This is a genomic window from Pseudomonas sp. ICMP 3272 (genome assembly GCF_001466905.1).
Taxonomy (GTDB): domain Bacteria; phylum Pseudomonadota; class Gammaproteobacteria; order Pseudomonadales; family Pseudomonadaceae; genus Aquipseudomonas; species Aquipseudomonas amygdali.
In genome coordinates this window covers 14501-39474 of sequence record NZ_LKEK01000056.1, presented here as the reverse complement: position 1 = coordinate 39474, position 24974 = coordinate 14501, and the positions used below count along the sequence as shown (strand labels likewise).

Genomic DNA, 24974 nt, shown 5'->3' with positions numbered 1-24974 from the left:
TTATGCCATTGACTGATGAACACCGTTTCGGGATGCAACTCGGACATCTCACCCGGGGCTGGCGCGCCGAACTGGATCGTCGACTTGCCGATCTTGGCCTGTCTCAAGCGCGCTGGCTGGTCCTGCTGCACCTCGCCCGTTTCACCGAACCACCCACCCAGCGCGAGCTTGCGCAAAGCGTGGGCGTCGAAGGGCCGACTCTGGCGCGTTTGCTCGACAGTCTTGAAAAGCAGGGCCTGGTTCAGCGCCAGGCGGTGGTCGAGGATCGACGCGCGAAAAAGATCCTGCTCAGTGATACTGCCTTGCCACTGATTGAAAAGATTGAAACCATCGCCAATGTGCTGCGTATCGAGCTGTTCGAGGGCGTGAGCGAGGAAGATTTGCGCGTCAGCATGCGGGTGCACTCGCAGATTCTGGCCAATCTGGAAAGATCCTGAGACGAAGCCGGGCGTTCTCAACCATAATCGTGCAACGGATACTGAAGTCCAACTGATTACGTGAGAAGCCTGCCGTGGTTTCTATAAGGGTTCGCATGCTGAAGAGTTCACTGGCTGCTGTCGAAGGTGCAGGTCGCAGGGCGCGCGTGGTGTTTTGCAAGAGCGTCATAGCGGCGTCATTGCTGGCCTGCTCTACGCTGGCGTCTGCGCTGGGGCTGGGTGAAATCACCTTGCACTCGGCGCTCAACCAACCGTTGAATGCCGAGATCCAGTTGCTGGAGACCGGCGGTCTGAGCAACGAAGACGTTGTCGCCAGGCTCGCGTCGCCCGAGGCTTTTGCCAAGGCGGGCATAGAGCGGGTGTTCTTTCTCAACGACCTGCGCTTCACCCCAGTGCTGCGCGGCGATCGCGGCGTGATCCGGGTGGTTTCCACCAAACCGGTCACCGAGCCTTACCTGAGCTTTCTCGTCCAGCTGGCGCGCCCGAATGGCGATTTGCTGCACGAATACACCCTGCTGCTCGATCCTGCCACCTCACCGCAAGGTCTGGCCGCCACGCGCAGTCGCAATACGCAACGTTCGACGGCCTCGGCGCAGGAAAGCCGCATGCCGGTCGCGCCACCGGCCGCCGTGCAGGGCAAGCATTACACGGTTGCCAATGGCGATACCCTGAATGGCATTGCCAGCCGCTTGCAAGGGCCGGGTAACAAGGTTTCGGCAAACCAGCTGGCAGACGGCATTCGTTTGCTCAACCCGCAGGCGTTCGCGGCGGGCGCCGGTTCTGCGCTTAAAGTTGGCCAGGATTTGTTGCTGCCCGATTCCGCTGTATTGCCAAGTGCCGCTGCGCCTGCCGCCAGCCCGGAGGCGTCGTCACCCAAGCCTGCCGAGCTGCAGCGCACCGCCGAGCAACTGTCAGCGGCCGCCATTGAAAACCAGCAACTGGCTCAATCGCTGGAGGCGCTCAAAGCCCAGACTCAAGAGCTGCAAGAGCAGATGAGTGGCAAGGACAAGCAAATCACCGCGTTGCGCAGTGATCTTGCCGTTGCGCAATCCGCTGCCCGACCTGCCACGCCTGCTACACCTGCAATAACCCCGGCCACTCCCGTTCAGCCGGCTGTTGCCGATACGCCGAGCACCGATTCATTCCTGAGCCTGCCGATACTGCTTGCTGCCATGTTGATTGTGCTTCTGCTTGTGGCGTTTGCTTATTCGAAACGACGCCAGCAGCGCAAACAGTCCGCAGCGCCTGCTGTTGCGCCCGATGAGCAACTGATCAAGCCTGCTCAGGCGACCATGCTTCCGGTGTTCGAAGTACCCGCCGTTGCGCCACAGCCTGTGGTGCAGACGCCACCCACCCCGGCAGCAACCAAACCACCGGCAGCGCAGCGTTCGGCTGGCGCTACGCCGGATGCGCTGGACGGCGTCAGCATTTACATCGCCTACGGGCGTTTCACCGAGGCGATGGGCATTCTGCGCAGCGCCCTGGAAAAGCAGCCGGAGCGCGATGATATTCGCATCCGCCTGCTGGAATTGTTGGCGGAGCAGGGCGACGGCAGTGGTTTTGTTCGGGAAGAGCAATCAGCGCTGGAGCACGGCGTTGATCCGCAGACCATCCAAGACATCCGCGACCGCTTTCCACAAATCAAGGCCGCCGAAGTTGCGCCGTTGGCGGCAGTCATCCCCGCTGCTGCGGTCGCCGCTACCGCGCTGTCTTTCGAGAAAACCGAGCCCGAGCCAGAATCTGCCGCCTATCTGCAGCCCGACCTGGAGCCTGAACCTGCGGCGCAGCTGGACGAAACCGCCGCAGCGGCGCTGAATCCGCAGGATGAGTTTCAGTTGAACCTCGATGACCTGTCGATGGACGCCGACTGGGATCTGGTCGATCCGTTCGACAGCCCGCCGCCGCGCATCAAGCCAGCAGCGGCGACTGCTGCGCCAGCGCCCGCTGACGTCGACCCTGGTTTTTCCTCGGACCTGACTCAACTGCCGGAAGTCTTTGAGCTCTCGGATGAGCAGTTCCTCAGTGATTTCTCCGAGCCCGATGTCATTGAGCCCATCGAGGTGGTGGCACCTGCCGCTGCTGACGACCTGAGCGATGACTTTCTCGACAGTTTCATGAGCGACGACGCAGAGTTCGACCTGCTGGACCTTGAAGAGCCACCGCTTAGCCAGATCAATCAGGCGCAGGTGCTGATCGAGGAGGGCGATATCGAGTCGGCTCGTGAAATTCTGCAACAGGTCATTGCCGAATCCGACGAGGAGCATCGGCGCATGGCGCGGGAACTGTTGGCGGGCATCAGTTGACCCCGTTGTTTCCCTGAGCGGGCGTGACCGGTCTGGCGTTCAACGAAAGATCGGTCGAATGCCCCGGCATTTCGGATACGCCACGCAGCCCCAGAACTCACCGGCATTCTTGCCGGTGCGGGCCACCTTGATCACCATGGTTTTTTACAGTGCGGACACGCAGGCGCTGCCGGCTTTGCTGTGGCCGGTTCGCGATGCTTTTCCGGGCGTTTGGCGGGGTTGGTTTTGACAGGCGGTTGCGATGAGCGCGCTGCGGGTTTGGTGGGCTGCGCATGCTTTTGCTGATCCGCTGTCTGACCGGCAACCCTGCGCAGTAGCCTGCGAAACGTGCGGATCAGTGCTGCCAGAGCAGATGTCGTGTTGCGTGCCATAAGGTGCCTTGAGTCGCGTTGCGTTCAGGGGCGGCATGGTGCAGGCATCCTCGTCAGGACGCAAACTTCGGCGTGGCAATCATGCCCGTCTGCTGTTCTGCGACACGCGCAATTGCCGCCTGTGATTAAAGCCCTGCGTTTTGTGGGCGATAACAGTGCACGAGGACTGCCGGTTGCCACCCTGAAGGGTTGTGCTACACCTTCAACACACGCCCGGCATATCAAGCATTATCACGGAGTGAATTTTAATGCGCGTCAACATGCCTATCACACAGACTGAACGGACTTTTCCGGCATCTGAACGCCTCATCTCCACCACCGACCTCAATAGCCACATCACCTACTGCAACGACGCCTTCGTCGCGTTGAGCGGTTTTACCCGCGAAGAACTGGTCGGGCAGCCGCATAACCTTGTGCGCCATCCGGATATGCCGGCTTCGGTGTTCGCCCATATGTGGGAAACCATCAAGCAGGGCAAGCCGTGGATGGGCGTGGTCAAGAATCGCTCCAAACAGGGTGACTATTACTGGGTCAGCGCCTACGTGACGGCGGTGTATGAAAACGGTCGGATCGTCGGCTATGAGTCCGTCCGCTCGTTGCCGACCCGCGATCAGGTTCGTCGTGCAGAAGCATTGTATGCACGGTTGCGTGCCGGCAAATCGGCGGTGTCGGCAACCAGCTCGGCGGCCTATCACTTGGTTCGTCAGCTACCGATGATCCTCTGCGCCCTGGCACTCGCTGTCGGCGTCTACCTGCTCGACGATCTGCCTTCGATCATCATGATTCCGATCGTGATGGTGGTGTTGGGCGGTTTTCTGGAAATGCGTCAGCGCCGCAGCATTCGCAACACCCTCGAAGAACACCCCAAAGCGTTCACCAGTTCTTTGGTTGCGCTGACCTACAGCGACAACCGTGGCCCGCAGGCGCAACTCGATCTGGCCATGCTCAGCGAAGAAGCCCGCTTGCAAACTGCTCTGACGCGCCTGGCCGATACCGGCGAGAGCGTACGCCAGCATGCCGGGCGTTCTGCGCAGTTGTCCCTGCGCCAGGCCGAGTCGCTGGACCAGCAGCGCAGTGAGGCGGATCAATCGGCCACGGCCATCAATCAGATGGCGGCGACCATTCAGGAAGTGACCCACAACGTACAGAACACTGCCCACGCCGCCGAGGAAGCCGACAAACTGGCGCAGCAGGGGCGTGGTCTGGCCGATGAAAGCCTGTTGGCGATTCGGCACATGGCCAACTCGGTCACCGACATCGGCAACGCTGTGGGTGAACTGGCCAGCGCCACACAATCAATCGGCAGCGTGGTCGATGTGATCACCTCCATCGCTCAACAAACCAACCTGCTGGCGCTTAACGCAGCCATCGAAGCGGCCCGTGCCGGTGAGCAGGGGCGTGGCTTTGCGGTGGTGGCCGATGAGGTTCGCTCGCTGGCTTCCCGTACGCAGTCCTCGACCGAGCAGATCCAGCAAATCATCACCTCGCTGCGTGATGGTGCCGACCGTGCCGTGCAGACCGCCAACAAAGGCGAGCAGATCTCCCAGGAAAGCGTTGCCAGCGTCGAAGCCGTGCAGAAGGCGCTGGACGGCATCAGCCAGTCGGTGACCCGCATCACCGGCATGAGCCAGCAAATGGCCTCGGCGTCCGAAGAGCAGAGCCACGTTGCGGAAAACATCAGCCAGCAGATTACCCGTATCGCGCAACTCTGCGACGAGAGTGCCAGCCAGGCGCAGCAAGGCTCGCAGATCAGCGGCGAACTGGAAGAAATGGCGCAGTACCTGCACAGCCTGGCCGAGCGGTTCAGTCGCTAAGCATACGCAGAGGACGCAGAGCGTCCGGAACGGCATTACCACGCGGAGCGTGGTAACGATGATCTGGGTTGGATTTGGCCATGTGCGCTGATCGCAGACCCCAGAATCTATCTGCGCTGTTCCGCGCTCTCTGGATCGGACGCAGAGCGTCCGGAACGGTATTACCACGCTGAGCGTGGTAACGAGAATTGGGGGTATTGCGCCTGGGTGCGTTCACACAGTAACCCCTCTACCCATACCCCAGCCAGACCTCACAAGACGTAGCCCGAAGAGGACGCAGAGCGTCCGGAACGGTATTACCACGCGGAGCGTGGTAACGAGAATTGGGGGTATTGCGCCTGGTTGCGTTCACACAGCAACCCCGCTACCCAGACCCCAGCCTGACCTCAGAAGGCATAGCCCGGGGAGGACGCAGAGCGTCCGGAACGGCATTACCACGCGGAGCGTGGTAACGAGAATTGGGGGGATTGCGCCTGGGTGCGTTCACACTACAACCCCACTGTCCGGACCTCAGCCTGGCCTCAGAAGGCGTAGCCCGAAGAGGACGCAGAGCGTCCGGAACGGCATTACCACGCGGAGCGTGGTAACGAGAGTCGGGGTATTGCGGCTGTGTGCGTTCACACAGCAACCCCACTGTCCGCACCTAAGCCTGACCTCAGAAGGCGTAGCCGGAGAGGACGCAGAGAGTCCGGAACGGCATTACCACGCGGAGCGTGGTAACGAGAATTGGGGTGTTGCGTCCGTGTGCGTTTATACAACTCTCAACCCCACCACCTATCGTGCCCATCGCTCCGCGTGGGCATGCAGTTCATGACGCTCTGCGTCATCGGTTTGCCGTAGCGCAGACTCCATTTGGATGATTATCCATTATTGTCGGACAATTATTTTTTCATCCGAATAAATAAGGCCACTAACTGAAGTTGCTGAAAGTATTGGCTGTAAAACTGAAGACAAGAGAATGGCGTGCAACTAAATGGCCACTACGGAATTCAGTTATCTCCATATCAAAAAGCCAAACAAACTCAATACATTCAAATGGATATCACTGAGCTATATATCCAGTGATGCATTATCCTTATGTCCTGAAACTTGTATCAGAATTGAAATAAATCTGTTGCCAAGTGCATAACTGCAGACTATGTTCTGGGATCGCTCAATGAAGAGCCGACCATTATCAGGTGTGCAGGGATGCGAAAGTCCAAGCGTTTGGGTGCTGTCCGTTATTCGTTTAAACCTGTAGCAAGCGGCGCTCTTTGTGCGTTGTCTTTTACGTTTGGCTGCTCTGCCTACGCGGATTATGTCGAGCAGGGCAAACCGGGTGACGCTGCCAGTTGGCGTTCGGCAGAATTCCAGAGCGACTGGGGCCTGGGGCGTATTCAGGCTGATCAGGCCTACGCCGCTGGCATCACTGGCTCAGGCGTCAAGATCGGTGCGCTGGACTCGGGTTTCGACCCTTCCCACCCTGAAGCCACGCCATCCCGCTACCACGCAGTCATCGCTACCGGCACCTACGTTGACGGTTCGCCGTTCAGCATCACCGGCGCCATCAACCCGAACAACGACACCCACGGCACGCACGTCACCGGCACCATGGGCGCGGCGCGCGATGGCGTCGGCGTGCATGGCGTGGCGTACAACGCACAGATCTACGTCGGCAACACCAATCAGAACGACAGCTTCCTGTTCGGCCCGAGCCCGGACCCGCAGTATTTCAAGGCGGTGTATGGGGCGCTGGCGGATGCCGGAGTACGCGCCATTAACAACAGCTGGGGCAGCCAGCCATCCGACGTGACCTACGCCACCGAGGCAGGTGTGCGTGCGGCCTACGCTCAGCACTACAACCGTGGAACCTGGCTGGACGAAGCGGCGAACGTCTCGCGCAAGGGCGTGATCAACGTGTTCAGTGCAGGCAACAGCGGTTACGCCAACGCCAGCGTGCGGGCGTCGTTGCCGTATTTCGAGCCAGACCTCGAAGGCCACTGGCTGGCTGTGTCGGGCCTCGACAGCAGCAATGGCCAGCGCTACAACCAGTGCGGCCTGTCCAAATACTGGTGCATCACCATGCCCGGACGACTGATCAACGGCACCGTGCCCGGCGGCGGTTACGGGATCAAGTCCGGCACCTCAATGTCTGCACCGCACGCCACCGGGGCGCTGGCACTGGTGATGGAACGCTTCCCGTACCTGAACAACGAGCAGGCGCTGCAAGTGTTGCTGACCACCGCCACCCAGCTCGATGGCTCGGTCACTCAGGCACCGACCAACAGCGTGGGCTGGGGCGTGGCCGATCTTGAGCGGGCGATGCGCGGTCCCGGTCAATTGCTCGGCACCTTCGACGCCAACCTGGGTGCCGGTGTGAGTGATGTATGGAGCAACGATATTTCCGATCAGGCGCTGCTTCAGCGTCAGGCCGAAGACACTGCCGAGCAGGCCACCTGGCAGCAAACCCTGATCAGCAAAGGCTGGCAAAACGGCGTTGCCAGCACCGCCAGCCAGCAGGACCAAGCCGATTACGCCACCGGCACCGCGCGTGCCGCCGCAGCCGCTCAGCGTCCGTACCAAGGCAGCCTGATCAAATCCGGTGCCGGTCGACTGATTCTGCAAGGTGCCAACACCTATCGAGGCGATACCCTGGTCAATGGCGGCGTGCTGTCGGTCAACGGCTCGCTGGTTTCCGCTGTGCAGGTCAATGCGGGCGGCACGCTGGGCGGTAACGGCCAGATCGGTGGGCTGACAGCGCGCAGTGGCGGTATCGTTGCGCCGGGTAATTCCATCGGTACGTTGCAGGTCAACGGTGATGTCACCCTGCAACCGGGTTCGACCTACGCCGTTGAGCTTTCGCCCACCGCCAGTGACCGCATCGTCGCCACTGGAAGCGCCACCGTGTCAGGCGCGAACATGACGCTGGCGCTGGAGAACGCGACGCCGGTGGCCTTGAGTTCTGCACCGATCCAAAGCGTCGTAGGTCGCCAGTACAACGTGCTGCAAGCCGCCAATGGCGTGAACGGCCAGTTCGGCTCAGTGACTTCGAACTACGCGTTTCTGGGTGGCCGACTCGACTACGCAGCCACCGGCGTCGCGCTGAACGTCGAGCAAACCAGCGCATTCAGCAGCGTCGCCCAAACCCCGAATCAATCTGCCGTAGCAACCGCTGCCGAACAACTTGGCGCAGGCAACGCGGTGTACGAAAACCTGTTGCTGACTCAAAGCGCAGCTGCTGCCCGAGATAGCTTTCAGCAACTGTCCGGCGAGATCTACCCGGCCATTGGCAGCGTGCTGATCAACGACAGCCGGCAGATCCGCGATGCAGTGGGTGAGCGTCTCGGGGCCAGCGTATTCGGCACGGATGGCAACACGGCCACACAAGATAATGTCTGGATCAAAGCCCTGGGTGCCTGGGGCAAGACCGACTCGCGTGACGATACCGCCGGTTACACCACCTCGATTGGCGGCCTGCTGGCCGGTGTCGATGGCAACCTTGCCGATGACACACGTCTGGGCGTGGTCGCGGGCTACAGCGACAGCTCATTGAACATGGGCTCCGGCACGCATTCCCGGGCTTCGGTGGACAGCTACCACCTGGGCGCTTACCTCGGCCATGAAATCGGCGCACTGCGCCTGACCCTCGGCGGCGCGCACAGTTGGCATCGTATCGATGCACAACGCGACGTGCAGGTCGGCGGCGCAGCGGGCAAGGAGAAAACCAAACACGACGCACAGAGCACCCAAGTGTTCACCGAGGCGGCGTATCGCATCCACTTGCAACCCGCGACCCTTGAGCCGTTCGCCAATCTGGCCTACGTCCACCTCAACACCGACAGCTTCTCCGAGAAGGGTGACGCGGCGGCCCTGTCTGCCGGTAGCGATAACCGCGATGCGGTGCTGAGCACTCTCGGTGTACGGGCGCTGAAAACCATCGCGATCAGCGACCGACAGAAAATCGACCTGTCGGGCAGCCTCGGCTGGCAGCACAACCTGAGCAACACCGATTCCGAGCAGCACCTGGCATTTGCCTCGGGCGGTGGCAGTTTCGGTATCGAAAGCTCGCCGCTGGTCCGTGACGCCGCGCTGGTCGGTGCTCATGCCAGCGTAGCGTTGAGCAAGGACGCCAGGGTCAGCCTCGACTACAGCGGCCAACTGGCCAGCCGGGAAAAAAGCCACGGTGTCGGCCTGAGCCTTAACTGGCAGTTCTAAACCCGGCAGCACCTAAACCAACCCTCAAACCAACCCCCCAACCAAAAAGAACGACGCGCATGCAGATGCATGCGCGCGGAGATTCGTGCGCGTTAACTAAGGACGGTCGTTTCATGAAAGATGCATCCACCACTCGACACACCTCTGTCAAACCCCTCGGTCAGGCCATTCGCGCCATCAACCGCGCCTCTTGCGGCGCACTGGCCTGCTACCTCGCGACCTTGGGCGTGGCACATGCCGCACCCTATGTGGAAGCAGGGCAGGCGGGCAATGCTGCCAGCTGGCGCAGCGCCGAATTCAATGCCGACTGGGGGCTGGGCGCGATCAATGCCGATCAAGCCTACGCCGCTGGCTACTCCGGCAAGGGCATCAAACTGGGCATCTTCGACCAGCCGGTCTATGCCCCGCATCCAGAGTTTTCCAGCACCAACAAGGTGATCAACCTGGTCACCAGCGGTATCCGTGAATACACCGACCCGTACATCCCGGTGAAGGCGGGCGACGCGTTCCGCTACGACGGCGCACCGACTCTGGACTCCGGCGGCAAACTCGGGAACCACGGTACCCACGTGGGCGGCATCGCCGGTGGCGATCGTGATGGCGGGCCGATGCATGGCGTGGCTTACAACGCGCAAATCATCAGCGCCGACAACGGCGACCCAGGCCCGGAAGACGGCATCGTGCTGGGCAACGACGGCGCGGTGTATCAGGCTGGCTGGAACGCGCTGGTCAACAGCGGCGTACGGGTCATCAACAACAGCTGGGGCATCGGCATTACCGACCGTTTCAGCAAGGGCGGTCGCGATCCGGCGTTCCCGCACTTCACCGTGCAGGACGCGCAAGTGCAGTTCGACCAGATCCGCCAGATCCTCGGCACGCGTCCGGGTGGCGCGTATCAGGGTGCCATCGACGCGGCACGCAGCGGCGTGGTGACCATCTTCGCCGCAGGCAACGACTACAACCTCAACAACCCCGACGCAATGGCCGGACTCGGCTATTTCGTACCGGAGATCGCCCCCAACTGGCTGACCGTCGCCGCCCTGCAACAAAACCCCGACGCCGCCGCAGCTGCAACCACGCCGTATACCCTGAGCACCTTCTCGTCGCGCTGCGGCTACACCGCCAGCTTCTGCGTTTCGGCACCGGGCACGCGCATCTACAGCTCGGTCCTTAACGGCACCAGCCTGGCAGACCTCACCGTCGGTTGGGCCAACAAGAACGGCACCTCGATGGCCGCACCTCATGTCGCAGGCAGTATGGCTGTGCTGATGGAGCGCTTCCCGTACATGACCGGCGCGCAGGTCGCCGACGTGCTGAAGACCACCGCCACCGACCTTGGCGCACCGGGCGTCGACGCGCTATACGGCTGGGGCATGATCAACCTCGGCAAGGCTATCAACGGCCCGAGCATGTTCGTGACCGAGGCAGATATTCCTGCCGAATTCCGCATCGACGGCGCCTACGGCGACAGCCAGTTCGTGGCTGACCTGCCCGGTGTCGGCGCGATTGTCGACGCAGGCAAACCGACCCAACGCACCTGCACCGGGCCGCAATGCGGGCTGGATGTGTGGAGCAACGGCATCTCCGGTCACGGCGGACTGACCAAGCAAGGCATCGGCACCCTGGTGCTGAGCGGGGCCAACAGCTACAGCGGCCCGACGCTGGTCAATCAAGGACGCCTGGCCATCAACGGCTCGCTGGCCTCTGCCGTCACCGTCAACAATGGCGGCATTCTGGGTGGCAACGGTAGCATCGCGTCGCTGAACGCCAACCGTGGCGGCACAATTGCACCGGGCAACTCCATCGGCACCCTGCAAGTGGCGGGCAACCTCAACCTGGCACCGGGCTCGACCTACGCGGTTGAATTCTCGCCCACCGCCAGCGACCGCATTGTGGTCGGCGGCACCGCGACCGTGAGTGGCGCCAACATGGCCCTGTCTCTGGAAAACGACAACGCAGCACTGCTCAGCAGCAACCAGACCCGCAGCGTTCTGGGTCAGCAGTTCAACGTACTGCAAGCGGCTGGCGGCATTCAGGGTCAGTTCGGTTCGGTGACGGATAACTACGCATTCCTCGACGGCAACCTGAATTACACAGGCACTGGCGTAACCCTGGCCCTGGAGCGCAATGGCGACAGCTTCGCCAGCGCGGCGCAAACGTCCAATCAACGCAGCGTGGCCCAAGCCATTGAGCAACTGAGTGCGGGCAACTCCGTCTATGAGAGCATCATCCTCAGCCAGGACGCCGCCAGCGCACGCCGCGCATTCACCCAACTGTCCGGCGAAGTGCACCCGGCCATCGCCACGCAATTGATCAACGACAGCCGCCAACTGCGCGACGCCGTGGGTGATCGCCTGCGCGTCGAAGGCCTGTACGACCAGCCAGCACCGGGCACTGAAGATAACTCGGTGTGGGTCAAAGCGCTGGGTGCCTGGGGCAAAAATAGCGGCAGTAGCGACAGCGCCAGCTCGACCTCATCGCTGGGCGGCCTGCTGGCAGGCGTCGACGGCCTGATCAGCGAACACACCCGTCTGGGCGCGATGGCAGGTTACAGCGATACCTCGCTGAGCCTGGGCGACGACACCCACTCGCGGGCCTCGGCAGACAGCTACCACCTGGGCGCCTACATCGGCCACGAACAGGGCGCACTGCGCCTCACCGCAGGCGCGTCGCACAGCTGGCACCGCATCGACGTGAAACGCGATCTGCAATTCGGCGCGTTTTCCGACCGTCAGAAGGTCAAGCGTGACGCCCAGTCAAGCCAGGTCTTCACCGAAGCCGCCTACCGCCTGAACCTGCAACCGCTGGCACTGGAGCCATTCGCCAACCTGGCTTACGTCCACTTCGACAGCGACAGCTTCACCGAAAAAGGCGGTGCCACGGCCCTCAAAGGCAGCGACGACACCCGCGACACCGTGCTCTCGACCCTGGGCATGCGCGCCGGAAACCGCTTCAACCTCAACGACACACAAAAACTCGACGTCTCCGCCACCCTCGGCTGGCAGCACAACCTGAGCGACACCTCGTCGGAACAACACCTGGCCTTCGCCAGCGCCGGCAACAGCTTCAACGTACAAAGCGTCTCCATGGACCGCGACGCCGCCGTAGTCGGTGCCCGCGCCAGCCTGGCGTTGGGCAAGGATGCACGCATCAACCTGGACTACAACGGCTTGCTCGGTGCGCGGGATAAAACCCACGGCGTGGGCTTGTCGCTGGATTGGCAGTTCTGATGGAGGATGCCTGCGGGGTGCAGTAGCCGCGCAGGCACTCGGTAATACCTATCGTGCCAATGCTCCGCGTTGGCACGCATCTCGTGACGCTCTGCGTCATATCCAACCATCACGCGAATGCTGGATCACTCATAAGTCCAAGCTTCTGCCCGCAGGGCGTAGGAGCGAACTTGTTCGCGATCTGCCGGGAACCGGCAGCAAAACCTATGCGTGCGGTACATCCTCTGCGAACCAAGTTTCAGGCTTGGCCTATCCATGCCGCCACCAGATCACCTCAACAAACAAAATTTGATGGCCTAATAGCATCATGGTAAAACCTTGCAACAGACACCCGTCTGCACTCGCTAAGGAATAGCCATGAAAAAGACAGGGACAGGCTTCGTCGCCATACTCGCATTCCTCTGTACCTTCTCCGCAAACGCCAGAGAAACCCAGGTAACAGACGCCTCAATCGTCAAAGCCATCATCCAGGAATCCATCGACAGCTACCCCGGCCGCTGCCCGTGCCCCTACAACTCTGCCAGCAATGGCAGTCAATGTGGCAAACGCAGCGCGTACAGTCGCAAAGGCGGTTACGCACCGATCTGCTACAAGGAAGATGTCACCAAAGAAATGATCAGCGACTACCGACGCCGTCTGAAAGACTGATTCCGTAAAAACACGATGGTCGTCACCCAGCGTCACGACCATCACGCCACATTCAACCCAACCGAGAGACAGGCAACACAGCCCGCCACCACGACTTCGCCAAGCGGTGCGGCCGTGCATCAACCTGCATCTGCGGATGCGCTAACACTATAGGCATGTCCCGCAACCGTATCCACGGCTCGCCGTGCCAGTGCAACATACTCACCGACAACCCCGGCCACTGCAGCATGCTCAGGTGCGGCGTGCAGTCATCAAACGGCACCTGCCCATCCCGCAACGCAGGCACCACCTCGTTGGTTAGCCACTGCCGCAACCCACGATTCTCCGCATGGTAGTGATGCACCATCATCGCGTACGCCCCTGACTCACTGACCATCAGCTCTGACTGCGCTTCGCCGTGCAGGTCGAGCGTGATCATTCGATGCTGGTCAGCGTCCAGCTTGCGCAGCGTCCGCTCGTTCAACGGCCAGCCGATCATGCGACCCAGATCACGGGCGCTGAACCAGGGCTGGTTTTCGAGGAGGAGGGCGAGGAGTTGGCGGTTGTGGCGGTGGAAGGGGGTTGGGGTGAAACTGGCACACACCTCGCGCGGCTGACGAGCACTGGCCTGAAATAGATTGCTTAACATGCTGACCTCTACGTATGAACTGAAATGACGTTAAAGACCAACGTAGAGCGGGCGTAAGAAAACCCAACTGAGCGGATCAGCAAAGCCGAGATTCCCCGTTCAATTAGAACGATTGGAATCTGAAGCTATGCGTGAACTCGCTGCATCTACGTTGGGTGTTTCTTAGGCACCGACGCATATGATACTGGCGCTGGCAACGTGTCGATATCGGACTGGGGAGGGAGAGGATGTCAGGGGTTTCTGATCTTCAGGCGAGGTATCTGGCTCAGCAACCCATATCGTTCCAACGCTCCGCGTAGGAATGCAGTTCGCGACGCTCTGCGTCGCATTCTCAGGGCTGCTACATAAACACGACACTACCGACGCTTCGCTTTACCCATGCTGGCAATCTAGATACTGTTGTCGGACTTTTCCTACAAGGACGTTCGGCAATGCCTTCGCTCAATCAGATTTTCTTCGGTCCGCCCGGTACGGGGAAAACCTACGCCACAGTCGAAGCGACGTTGCAGATCCTTGATCAGCCTTTTCTTGCTAAGAATGCTGGTAGCCGATCAGCATTAAAAGCTCGGTTTGACGAGCTGCTCGCAGCAGGCGACGTGCGCTTTGTGACCTTTCATCAGAGCTTCAGCTACGAAGACTTTGTTGAAGGGCTTCGCGCTACGACTGATGAGCAAGGCCAGATCCGTTACGAAGTGGTTTCAGGCGTTTTCAAAAGCCTCTGCGAGTCAATTGCGAGTGAACTGAGCGGAAAATACCGAGCATTCAAAGTTGGTGATCGCTACGGCACAGGCTATAAGGTAATTCGAGCAAATGACGATATTATTGAGTTAGAAAAACCAAAAGGCAAGAATCTTGGCCTTGCTATGAGTCTACTTAATGCTCTGGCTGATGATGTTTCTCAAGGTGTACTGAGTATTAATGACTTGAGTACAGGTAGTTGGGAGGAAAAACTACCGAACTCTACTTATGATCCTTACTTGGTCAAAGGCTATCGCAATATCGTTCCCGTATTGATTGAGCACATGCTCAGCAAACGAAATGAAGATTTCCGGACGGCAGAGGTCGTTCAGAGTGAACGGTCAAAAGTTCTGATCATTGATGAGATCAACCGAGGCAATGTCTCACGCATCTTCGGCGAGCTGATTACCCTAATCGAACCTTCCAAGCGAGCAGGCGCATCAGAAGCACTTGAGGTTACGCTGCCTTACTCGAAAGAGCGCTTCAGCATCCCCAGCAACATTCACTTGATCGGCACCATGAACACATCTGACCGATCATTGGCTGCACTTGATGTTGCCCTGCGTCGTCGCTTCACGTTCATTGAGGTGCCGCCTAACCCTGAGCTGCTTGAAGACATAGAGGTTGATGGCATCGCTATCGACGAATTGCTCAGTGTGATGAACCAGCGCATAGCCGTCCTTCTTGATCAAGATCATTGTCTGGGGCACGCGTACTTCATGCCTCTCGAAAGCGATCCGACATTGGAGCGGCTGGCAGGCATCTTTCGAGAGCAAATCCTGCCGCTACTTCAGGAGTACTTCTTCGAAGATTGGCAGCGTATCCAGTGGGTCCTCAACGATCAACGCAAGGCCTCGGAAAATAGTTTTCTGATTCAGCCGAGCCAAGACCTCATTGCGTTGTTTGGGGATACGGTCGAGGTTGGCCAGAGCAATGAGCGTTGGGAGTTGAATCTGCCAGCGTTCCAGAAGATTGAATCGTACCTGGGTGTGATTGATCACAACCTGAAAGTCGGTGCGCCGCTGGAAGCAAAAAACGTTAGAACGGATGGGGTAGATATAAGGCAGTCTGCCGATGGTCGTATCGATGTGTATCGCGGAAGTCAGCACATTAAGCCTGCAAAGCCACTGTTGCGCGAGCTTGCGAGCAAGCACGGCATTTCCATTACGTCCGCGTTGGGTACCGCGCTGAATACGCGAAGCCTCGGACGCAAGATCATCAAGTTTCTCAGCGAGCAGCAGGGGTGAAGACCACTGTCACGGTCCGAGAATATGCTCGGCTGACCACCAGCAATATTCCCAACCCGACGCTTGATGTAGCCCAAGTGTCTACCACTGCTTTTGACTGGCTCTGCGAAACCAGTTCCCGCTTTAGCAAGGCTGGCGCAGCACTGGTTCAAGTCGAAGGCCGCCGCTGGCTTAAACTCGACAACTACGTTGGCGCGCTGGAAACACCCTGCGGCACGCGGATCGAAATTCTGCCCAAACATTTCGAACAAGGTGACTGCATCCAGCAAAGCCGAGCTTTGCTGAGACGCATGATTCAGAAGTCATTAGACCTACCAACCCGAAAGGTCGGCGCAACCGCGTTACAGCGCTTCGATGCGCCCTTGACCGAATGGGTAATGAGCAGCTTTCTGGAAGCGCTCGACCACCTCATCAAGCGCGGTCTTCGCTTCGACTACCAACGAGTCGAAGAGGAACAGCGATATTTGCGCGGCCAACTCAACACCGCCCGTCAAATGCGCCAACCTCCTGGCCGACAACACCACTTCCAAATTCGTCACGACGTATTCCTGCCCGACCGGCCCGAGAACCGCCTTCTCAAAACAGCGTTAGACATCGTTTGTAAAACTACTCAAGACCCCAGTAACTGGCGTCTCTCCCACGAACTGCGCTCGTTGTTGCTAGAAATCCCAAACAGCCGAGACACCACTCAAGATTTCAAACAGTGGCGTCACGACCGGCTCATGGCCCATTACCAGCCGGTAAAGCCTTGGTGCGAACTCATCATCCAACAGCAGACACCACTGGCAGTTGCAGGCGAATGGCAGGGCATGAGCTTACTGTTCCCGATGGAGAAACTGTTTGAACGCTACGTGGCTGCGTGCCTAAAGGATTCACTACCGCCAGATGCAACGCTGCATACCCAGCGCAGCAGTGAGTATCTGTGCACCCATCAGGGCAAAACGGTCTTTCAGCTACGGCCTGACTTGATGATTACTCAAGGGGAGAAGAGCTGGGTTCTGGACACCAAATGGAAGCGGCTGGACAGCGAGCTGGGTAGCAAAAATTATGGCCTGAGCCAGGCTGATTTTTATCAAATGTTTGCGTATGGTCAAAAGTATCTGGGCGGGCAGGGGGATTTGGTGCTGATTTATCCGAAGCGGAGGGCGTTTCAGGAAGCGTTGCCGGTTTTTGAGTTTTCGGAGGGGTTGAGGTTGTGGGTGGTGCCGTTTGATTTGGAGTTGCGGCGGATAATCGCTATAGTGGGGATGAGCGGAAATTCATAAGTATTATGCTTGTTTCAAAGATTTTTGCAGCTGCTTATTTTTGGTAAGTAAAGTCAGTGCTATAAATGAAAGGAGTCTTGTATGCTAAATTGGAATTTGCTTTTAAATGAAGGTCGTAGAAAAGATAGATTAAAAACTAAAGATATTTCGGCGACAGCCAACGGACGATTTGAGATCGAGCGAGACTATGACCGGATTCTTTTTTCAGCACCTACAAGACGGCTCGCAGATAAAACTCAGGTTTTCCCACTAGATAAAAATGATAGTGTTCGTACTAGGCTTACCCACTCTCACGAAGTGGCTACACTGGCTAGAAGTATAGGTCTTCGTCTGGTTTACGAAAATATTGCGTTATTTAAGTCGGCCAAAAGTGCGGAGTTTTTACAGCGTAGTATACCCGCGCTGTTGGCCGCAATTGGCTTGGTCCATGATTTAGGTAACCCTCCTTTTGGGCATCAGGGTGAATACGCAATAAGAAATTGGTTTAAAAAACATGAGGATGAAGTCTTTTCTGGGGATAGTGAAGCTGCCCGGGATTTCTTGAATTTTGATGGTAATGCTCAGACAGTTCGGCTTGTGACTAAGCTTCAAATTCTTAATGACCAGTTTGGCTTAAATCTGACGTACGCCACTATCGCAGCTTTAATTAAATACCCTGTATCTACTAAAAATATTCATACTGACCGTTGGAAAAAGCAGGGCTTTTTTAAGTCCGAAGAAAAGATAGTCGATGAGGTCTGGGGCGAGACTGGACTTTCAGAAGGCGTCAGACACCCATTGACGTATATAATGGAGGCCTGTGATGATATCGCATACTCAGTTCTTGATGCTGAAGACACTGTGAAGAAAGGGTTGGCATCTTATTACGATCTTATAAGGTATCTTGAAAAAAATTGTGTTGATGATGAGGTGGCTATTAGCGTGATTGCATCCGCGAGGGCTCATAGTACTGAGTTTGAGAAGGGGAGTTTAAGTCCTCAAGAGTTAAATGATTGTTCTATGCAGATGTTTAGAGTTCACGCAATCACTGCGATGGTACAAGCTGTAGTCGAAAAGTTTTCAATGGTAGCAGATTCTTTCTTGGTCGGTGATCAAATCTACAAAGGCGTCATGAGTGTTTCTAAAGCTGCAAAATTTTGTAGTGTACTAAAAAACTTTGATATGGCTTATGGTTTTAAGCATAAAAGTGTTTTGGAGTTGGAATTGAGGGGTAATAATTATATTGAAGAAACGATGGATATGTTGTGGGTTGGAGTGCATGGTAGACTGAATAAGAAATTCAAATCTGAGACGCCTTTCGGGAAATATGTATACTCTAGAATTTCCGAAAGCTATCGTCGTATTTTTGACGACCCTAAGAACGATTTGTCAGTAGGTTACAAAGAAGCTCAGCTTCTTGCTGACGCTATCTCCGGAATGACAGATAGTTACCTAGTAGCCTTGCACGCAGAGTTAAAACCTCTTTATGATAGACATTGCGCCTAGTAATCAAGCCTTCAAGAAGCGGGTTATAAGATTTTTTAGCTCGGTCAAGCGTGCTAGCGTCACTAATTTTATTGGTGACCTTTCTAATGCCGGAGAAGTACTTGTGTTTGGTGGGCTGTTAAGGGATATAGCCCTGTTTGGTACGAAGAATTTTAATTCTGATATTGATCTCGTAGTTGATTGTTCAAGTGATCGTTTGAGAGATTTCTTTATGATCTGTGAGCATGATTTTAGTCAAAATAAGTTTGGAGGCTATAGATTAGAGGTTGGTGGGTGGTCTGTTGATGTATGGCCTATTCGTGAGACCTGGGCATTTAATAATGCAGGGATAGCTTATCGCGGTCACGATAGTTTGCTTTTAACCACTATTACAAATTGGGACGCTGTTGTTTTTTCATTTAAAGAAAAAAAAATAATATCGGGACCGTATTATCTTGACTCTCTAAAAATGGGTGAGTTGGATATTGTTCTTGTGGATAACCCTAATAGTGCCAGTGTTCTGATGCGTGTGATCAAAGCCGTATGTGATAAGCGCGCAAAAATATTAATGCCCAGAATGCTTGGCTATTTAAAAGAGGAACTGCCTAAGTGGACTGCTAATCAGGTGTTAGATGCCCAAGAAGAATTTTTAGGAAGAGTGTATCTTTCTGCTACTGAATTCTATAATTTTAGAGATGAGGTTTTTTCTCTAAAAGAAGACCTGTTTGGGAGCAGTGTGCTAGTGAAAGGGCGTAACTTTTCTTTTGTGTTTTACGAATGACTTTGCTAAATGTTTTCAGTTGCTAAGCTATCCTGGGAACAGATAGTCGCAGCTTAGAGTATTACTGGCACCGTACGGTATAAACTTTTTATAAAATTGATAGCTGTAAAGGCCAGCAACTTCCATTGCTGGCCTTTGTTTTAGCTTAATCCCAGCTCAACGCCCCACCAGTCTGATACTCAATAACCCGAGTCTCAAAGAAGTTCTTCTCTTTCTTCAAGTCCATAATTTCACTCATCCAAGGAAACGGATTCGTCGTCCCCGGATACTCTTCCTTCAGCCCAATCTGGCTCAAACGACGGTTAGCGATAAACTTCAGATAGTCCTCCATCATCGCCGCGTTCATGCCTAGCACGCCGCGGGGCATGGTGTCGCGGGCGTATTCGATTTCCAGCTGGGTGCCTTGCAGGATCATCTGCGTGGCTTCTTCTTTCATCTCGGCATCCCACAGGTGCGGGTTTTCGATTTTGATCTGGTTGATCACGTCGATGCCGAAGTTCAGGTGCATGGACTCGTCGCGCAGGATGTACTGGAACTGCTCGGCGACGCCGGTCATTTTGTTGCGGCGGCCCATGGAGAGGATCTGGGTGAAGCCGCAATAGAAGAAGATGCCTTCCAGTACGCAGTAGTAGGCGATCAGGTTGCGCAGCAGCTCTTTGTCGGTTTCGACGGTGCCGGTTTCGAACTTTGGATCGGAGATCGAACGGGTGTACTTCAGGCCCCAGGCTGCTTTTTTAGCGACCGATGGGATCTCGTGGTACATGTTGAAGATCTCGCCTTCATCCATGGCCAGCGATTCGATGCAGTACTGGTAGGCGTGGGTGTGGATCGCCTCTTCGAAGGCTTGGCGCAGGATGTACTGGCGGCACTCCGGGTTGGTGATCAGGCGGTACACGGCCAGTACCAGGTTGTTGGCAACCAGCGAGTCGGCAGTGGAGAAGAAGCCCAGGTTGCGCATGACGATGCGGCGCTCGTCGTCGGTCAGGCCTTCCGGGTTTTTCCAGAGGGCGATGTCGGCGGTCATGTTGACTTCTTGCGGCATCCAGTGGTTTGCGCAACCGTCCAGGTACTTCTGCCAGGCCCAGTCGTACTTGAAAGGTACGAGCTGGTTGAGGTCGGCGCGGCAGTTGATCATCATTTTTTCGTCAACGGCGACGCGGGCGCTGGCGCCTTCGAGTTCGGCCAGGCCTTCAGCGACGTCCAGTGCGTCCAGCGCTTTCTTGGCGCGGATCAGGGCAGCGGAGTCTGCGGCGGTTACGGCGCGGGCTTCCTGGGCTGCGAGGCCACCGGCGCTGTCGAGGCGGTCCATGTTGGCTTCGTTGGCATGACCGGCGTTGGTCGCTTTGGCGACTACTTCGCCGTCTTCCTTATCGAATTCGTCCCAGCTCAGCATGGTGATGAGGCTCCTGCTTAGGGGTCGCCTTGGCGCCCGTGATTAGATTTCAAGATGTGGTGCGCCGACGTCACGTGGAAGACGAAGGCACTGGAGTATGGGAATTACCTGATTACTGATGCTGCGATTGACCGGCTATTGGGTGGTCGGTCGTTCGCTCGATTTGCTGCCGTGGCAACGCCCGACAGGCGAGCAAAGCGAATGATCTGGATTGCTTTGAGGTGAGCCAGCTTTGCGTATGCAAATGGTCATTTGAGTACCCTGAAGCGAGCGCGGGATTATACAGATTTTGCCCGGCACTTGGTTATCCATGAGTAATTTTCGGCGAGAGCTTCACGCTTTTTCTTACCCGTTTCAACATCGGATCGGATCAGGCTAAAACACAGGGAAAAATTCAGGCGAATCCCTTATCTAGTGTTTTTTACATTTCGAAACGCAGGATATAGTGCTGGTGGCTTTTGGGCAACCGGATCATTTGCCGCACCTTGGTGCGGTTTTTTTGACCTTTTTTGGCTTCATTTTTTTCAGTAGTGCCTTCAAGCTGCGGCAACCGGGCGCTTCCGAGTGGATGACTTTTTGAAGGCAGTCTGTCTTCGCTGGATTTCAGGCTGTTTAAAAGAGTTTGATTCGACGAGCGGTTTAGGTTTCCGGGAAGGTTTGGGCAATGAAGCCGCATTCTGAATGCATCTGCGGCGGCGTCGCGTTTGGCTTTATCTGGTTGCGCGACTGAGTAGTGATCGAACTTTGAGCAGCGTCTATCGGACGAGCATCAGACCTCTTTATTGCTATAGATTTTCAGCAGTTCTTCGCGGGTTAGAAGAGGGCGTTCGGCGTCGAGTGGGGTGCTGTCAAAACCTGCCAAGCGTAGGCTGGCTGCATAGTTGGATCTACGCACCTTGGCGTAATACTCTTTTTTGGTCTGAAGCGAGGGTGGAGGCATGCGGCACCTCTGACGTTTTGAATTATTCACCAATGTAGCAAAAACACAGTGAGCTGATCGGTTCGACAGGTTCGTTATGGCGAAGATGTGACGCAGAGCGTCACGAAAGGCATTCCTACGCGGAGCATTGGAACGATAATTACCGTTGTCTGAACAGCGCTTTCCTCCGCGCAGCAAAAAGCCCCTTTTCAGGGGCTTTTTGCATACTGCAGTCAGGTGTTTGAACGCTAACCCTTACTGGCAAGCCTCACAATCCGGCTCGTCGATTGCGCAAGCCTTTGGCACTGGGGCCGGGCCGGCCGGTGCTGCTTCGGTTGGACGCGGGGCGGTGATCGCCGAGTCGTCCGGGCCGTGGCCGCCGCTCGATACTGCGTTGAGCTTGCCGGTGTTGACGGTGGACTTCTCGGTGCTGGTCGCGGCCAGGGCACGGAGGTAGTAAGTGGTTTTCAGACCACGGTACCAGGCCATGCGGTAGGTCACGTCCAGCTTCTTGCCCGATGCGCCAGCGATGTACAGGTTCAGCGACTGAGCCTGGTCGATCCACTTCTGACGACGGCTTGCCGCGTCGACGATCCACTTGGTGTCCACTTCGAAGGCAGTCGCGTAAAGCTCCTTGAGCTCCTGCGGGATGCGCTCGATCTGTTGTACCGAACCGTCGTAGTACTTCAGGTCGTTGATCATGACCGAGTCCCACAGGTCGCGGGCCTTGAGGTCGCGAACCAGGTACGGGTTGATCACGGTGAATTCGCCGGACAGGTTCGATTTCACATACAGGTTCTGATAGGTCGGTTCGATCGACTGCGACACGCCAGTGATGTTGGCGATGGTGGCGGTCGGTGCGATGGCCATGATGTTCGAGTTACGGATACCTTTCTGCACACGGGCACGAACCGGCGCCCAGTCCAGGGTTTCCTTCAGGTCGACATCAATGTACTTCTCGCCACGCTGCTCGATCAGGATCTGCTGCGAATCCAGCGGCAGGATGCCTTTGGACCACAGCGAACCCTGGAACGTCTCGTAGGCACCGCGCTCGTCGGCCAGGTCACAGGACGCCTGGATGGCGTAGTAGCTGACCGCCTCCATGGACGTGTCGGCGAACTGCACCGCAGCATCGGAACCGTACGGGATGTGTTGCAGGTACAGCGCGTCCTGGAAGCCCATGATGCCCAGGCCGACCGGACGGTGGCGCAGGTTGGAGTTCTTGGCCTGCGGTACCGAGTAGTAGTTGATGTCGATCACGTTATCGAGCATGCGTACTGCTACATCGACGGTGCGCTTGAGCTTGTCGGTGTCCAGCTTGCCGTCGACGATGTGGTTCGGCAGGTTGATCGAGCCCAGGTTGCAGACCGCGATCTCGTCCTTGTTGGTGTTCAGGGTGATCTCGGTGCACAGGTTCGAGCTGTGAACCACGCCCACGTGCTGCTGAGGGCTGCGCAGGTTGCACGGGTCCTTGAAGGTCAGCCATGGGTGGCCGGTTTCGAACAGCATCGAGAGCATCTTGCGCCACAGATCCTTGGCCTGGATGGTCTTGAACAGTTTGACCTTGCCTGGGTATTCGGTCAGCGCTTCGTAGTACTCGTAACGCTCCTGGAAGGCCTTGCCGGTCAGGTCGTGCAGGTCCGGTACTTCGGATGGCGAGAACAGGGTCCACGGGCCGTCGTCGAAGACGCGCTTCATGAACAGGTCAGGGATCCAGTTGGCGGTGTTCATGTCGTGGGTACGACGACGGTCATCACCGGTGTTCTTGCGCAGCTCGATGAACTCTTCGATGTCCATGTGCCAGGTTTCCAGGTAGGCACAGACAGCGCCCTTGCGCTTGCCGCCCTGGTTGACTGCAACGGCGGTGTCGTTGACCACTTTCAGGAACGGTACGACGCCTTGCGACTTGCCGTTGGTACCCTTGATGTACGAGCCCAGCGCACGAACCGGTGTCCAGTCGTTACCCAGGCCGCCTGCGAATTTGGACAGCATGGCGTTGTCGTGGATCGCGTGGTAGATGCCCGACAGGTCATCCGGCACGGTGGTCAGGTAGCAGCTGGACAGCTGTGGACGCAGAGTACCAGCGTTGAACAGCGTCGGGGTCGAGGACATGTAGTCGAACGACGACAGCAGGTTGTAGAACTCGATGGCGCGGTCTTCACGGGCTTTCTCTTCGATTGCCAGGCCCATGGCCACACGCATGAAGAAGATCTGCGGCAGTTCGAAACGCACGCCATCCTTGTGGATGAAGTAACGGTCGTACAGGGTTTGCAGGCCCAGGTAGGTGAACTGCTGATCGCGCTCGTGGTTGATCGCCTTGCCGAGTTTTTCGAGGTCGAATTCGGCCAGCACAGGGTTGAGCAGTTCGAACTTGATACCGGCGGCGACGTAGGCAGGCAGCGCCTTGGCGTACAGGTCGGCCATTTCGTGGTGGGTGGCGCTGTCGGCGACACCGAGGAAACCCAGGCCTTCGGCGCGCAGGGTGTCCATCAGCAGGCGGGCGGTGACGAACGAGTAGTTCGGCTCACGCTCGACCAGGGTACGTGCGGTCATGACCAGTGCGGTGTTGACGTCTTTCAGCGCCACGCCGTCGTACAGGTTTTTCAGGGTTTCGGTCTGGATCAGGTTGGCGTCGACTTCAGCCAGGCCTTCACACGCTTCGGTAACGATGGTGTTCAGGCGACCCATGTCCAGCGGCGCAAAGCTGCCGTCGGCGAGGGTGATGCGGATCGACGGGTGAGCCTGGACCTGATCTTCAGGGGCGCGAACGGCACGCTCCTTGGCGCGCGAATCACGGTAGATGACGTAGTCGCGAGCCACTTTCTGCTCGCCGGCACGCATCAGCGCCAGTTCGACCTGATCCTGGATTTCTTCGATGTGGATGGTGCCGCCCGAAGGCATGCGCCGTTTGAACGTGGCGCTGACCTGTTCGGTCAGGCGTGCAACGGTGTCGTGGATGCGCGACGAGGCGGCAGCGTTGCCGCCCTCAACTGCAAGAAACGCCTTGGTGATGGCAACGGTGATCTTGTCATCCGTGTAAGGAACGACAGTGCCGTTACGCTTGATCACGCGCAGTTGACCGGGAGCAGTGGCAGACAGGTCCTGTGGGGTCTGGCTGGCCTGCGGCGCGCCGGTCGGCGAGTTCTCGCGAGTTGTGTCTGTTTGCATGTGTGACTCCACGTTCCTTTAAGTTTGTTCGGGCATTGCTGCCCACCGTTTCGTTTCGAGCAGTAAGTCGCAAAAGGCGACTCAAGGGCTCCAAAACGAAGGTGGAAGCGGGAGGTGAAGCCGCTTCCAGGTTTTGAAGCCAAAAAGGACCGGGCTGTGCCCGATCCTTTGAAAATCTGATGAAGAATGCGTGTTCGATGTTGCAAAACGTGTACGGGATGGCTCTGGCTCAAGCGCGAGCGGTTTGGGTGCCTAAACTGGCTTGAAGTTCAACCCCTCAGACGCAACAAAAATGCTTGAATTTCCCATTTGAGTTGTGCTGGTGTTTTTGCGCAAAACCCCACATGTAGGGTGTGTCTCGTCGCCGGGCTACA

The 24974-nt window shown here is 57.2% G+C and carries 14 protein-coding genes and 2 pseudogenes; 11 read left to right on the top strand and 5 right to left on the bottom strand.

The window, feature by feature from the left end; genetic code table 11:
• Positions 1–2 precede the first annotated feature (2 nt).
• Together AO068_RS15440 and AO068_RS15435 are read left to right on the top strand one after the other, a co-directional pair.
• Complete coding sequence (locus tag AO068_RS15440; RefSeq protein WP_002552570.1) at positions 3–437, top strand: MarR family transcriptional regulator; 435 nt, start codon at positions 3–5, stop codon at positions 435–437.
• Between the two features lie 95 nt (positions 438–532).
• Positions 533–2740 carry a FimV/HubP family polar landmark protein gene (locus AO068_RS15435; RefSeq protein ID WP_058408809.1) on the top strand — a complete coding sequence of 736 codons (2208 nt, stop codon included), beginning with the start codon at positions 533–535 and terminating at the stop codon, positions 2738–2740.
• A 39-nt stretch (positions 2741–2779) separates the two neighbouring features.
• Here the strand turns inward: AO068_RS15435 and AO068_RS29290 are convergent.
• Positions 2780–3111 (bottom strand): annotated as a pseudogene (locus AO068_RS29290) (topoisomerase DNA-binding C4 zinc finger domain-containing protein).
• Positions 3112–3359: 248 nt separating this feature from the next.
• Between AO068_RS29290 and AO068_RS29730 the strand changes: the two are divergent.
• The 5 genes and pseudogenes from AO068_RS29730 to AO068_RS15410 all read left to right on the top strand — a co-directional run.
• Positions 3360–3641: pseudogene (locus tag AO068_RS29730) on the top strand (PAS domain-containing protein); the annotation flags it as partial.
• A gap of 249 nt (positions 3642–3890) precedes the next feature.
• Complete coding sequence (locus tag AO068_RS15425; RefSeq protein ID WP_407719288.1) at positions 3891–4925, top strand: methyl-accepting chemotaxis protein; 1035 nt, start codon at positions 3891–3893, stop codon at positions 4923–4925.
• A gap of 1188 nt (positions 4926–6113) precedes the next feature.
• On the top strand, positions 6114–9119 hold the full coding sequence (gene eprS / locus AO068_RS15420) for an autotransporter serine peptidase EprS (RefSeq protein WP_058408808.1): 3006 nt from the start codon (positions 6114–6116) through the stop codon (positions 9117–9119).
• A gap of 113 nt (positions 9120–9232) precedes the next feature.
• The gene (locus AO068_RS15415) at positions 9233–12349 is read left to right on the top strand and encodes an autotransporter serine protease (protein WP_058408807.1); all 3117 of its coding nucleotides are present in this window, start codon (positions 9233–9235) and stop codon (positions 12347–12349) included.
• 357 nt (positions 12350–12706) lie between these two features.
• A complete protein-coding gene (locus AO068_RS15410) occupies positions 12707–12997 on the top strand; it encodes a hypothetical protein (RefSeq protein ID WP_058408806.1) in 291 nt (96 codons plus the stop codon).
• A gap of 52 nt (positions 12998–13049) precedes the next feature.
• On the opposite strand, the gene AO068_RS15405 is transcribed toward AO068_RS15410, so the two are convergent.
• A complete protein-coding gene (locus AO068_RS15405) occupies positions 13050–13625 on the bottom strand; it encodes a BRO-N domain-containing protein (protein ID WP_058408805.1) in 576 nt (191 codons plus the stop codon).
• 431 nt (positions 13626–14056) lie between these two features.
• On the opposite strand from AO068_RS15405, the gene AO068_RS15400 reads away from it, so the two are divergent.
• From AO068_RS15400 to AO068_RS15385, 4 genes are all read left to right on the top strand, one after another.
• Positions 14057–15610, top strand: a complete 1554-nt coding sequence (locus AO068_RS15400; RefSeq protein ID WP_058408804.1) for an McrB family protein — start codon at positions 14057–14059, stop codon at positions 15608–15610.
• Positions 15607–16875, top strand: a complete 1269-nt coding sequence (locus tag AO068_RS15395) for an McrC family protein (RefSeq protein ID WP_058408803.1) — start codon at positions 15607–15609, stop codon at positions 16873–16875. The genes AO068_RS15400 and AO068_RS15395 overlap by 4 nt, the downstream gene beginning before the upstream one ends.
• A gap of 81 nt (positions 16876–16956) precedes the next feature.
• Positions 16957–18360 carry a dGTP triphosphohydrolase gene (dgt, locus tag AO068_RS15390; RefSeq protein WP_058408802.1) on the top strand — a complete coding sequence of 468 codons (1404 nt, stop codon included), beginning with the start codon at positions 16957–16959 and terminating at the stop codon, positions 18358–18360.
• Entirely contained in the window at positions 18341–19120 is a 780-nt protein-coding gene (locus AO068_RS15385; protein ID WP_058408801.1) for a hypothetical protein, read from the top strand. The genes dgt and AO068_RS15385 overlap by 20 nt, the downstream gene beginning before the upstream one ends.
• A 145-nt stretch (positions 19121–19265) precedes the next feature.
• On the opposite strand, the gene AO068_RS15380 is transcribed toward AO068_RS15385, so the two are convergent.
• The 3 genes from AO068_RS15380 to AO068_RS15375 all read right to left on the bottom strand — a co-directional run bounded on the left by AO068_RS15380 (position 19266) and on the right by AO068_RS15375 (position 24600).
• Entirely contained in the window at positions 19266–20513 is a 1248-nt protein-coding gene (locus tag AO068_RS15380; protein ID WP_002554639.1) for a ribonucleotide-diphosphate reductase subunit beta, read from the bottom strand.
• Positions 20514–21282: 769 nt separating this feature from the next.
• Complete coding sequence (locus AO068_RS29285) at positions 21283–21453, bottom strand: YhfG family protein (RefSeq protein ID WP_122265372.1); 171 nt, start codon at positions 21451–21453, stop codon at positions 21283–21285.
• 234 nt (positions 21454–21687) lie between these two features.
• A complete protein-coding gene (locus AO068_RS15375) occupies positions 21688–24600 on the bottom strand; it encodes a ribonucleoside-diphosphate reductase subunit alpha (protein ID WP_058408800.1) in 2913 nt (970 codons plus the stop codon).
• Positions 24601–24974: the final 374 nt, after the last annotated feature.